Source organism: Schleiferilactobacillus perolens DSM 12744, from assembly GCF_001435585.1.
GTDB lineage: Bacteria > Bacillota > Bacilli > Lactobacillales > Lactobacillaceae > Schleiferilactobacillus > Schleiferilactobacillus perolens.
Map to the genome: position 1 here is coordinate 1 of NZ_AZEC01000079.1, position 390 is coordinate 390.

Below are 390 nucleotides of genomic sequence, written 5' to 3' on the forward strand. Positions count from 1 at the left end.
TTATGGTAGATTGTAAAATTAATCCGAACGCTGTTCGGACAAAAAAGATCAGCTTCCTTTAAAATGGTGTTTACCACAAACCCATCTTTTAGGAGCTGATCTTTTGTCTAGTATAACCTATTCCGAACGAATTAAAATCGAAACCTTTTGTGAACTAGGGCTGTCCAATATCCAAATGGGCGTTCGGCTGAACCGATCACCGTCAACAATTTCTTATGAATTATCTCGATGTCAACCTTATCAGGCTGAATTAGCACAAACAGATGCCGAATACAAGCGATCACGATGTGGTCGGAAAACTAAGCTGAGCGATGAGTTAAAGCAAAAAATTCTCAACCATTTACGTCTAAGCTGGTCACCAGGAATGATTGCTCACGAATTTAAACTAGC

Annotated in this window: 1 protein-coding gene; it reads left to right on the forward strand. The window is 39.5% G+C overall.

Translation table 11 applies throughout. The annotated features are described in order from the left end of the window. Nucleotides 1-103: 103 nt before the first annotated feature. Nucleotides 104-390 (forward strand): helix-turn-helix domain-containing protein (locus tag FD09_RS16130; protein WP_143448172.1); only part of this gene is annotated, 287 nt, incomplete at its 3' end.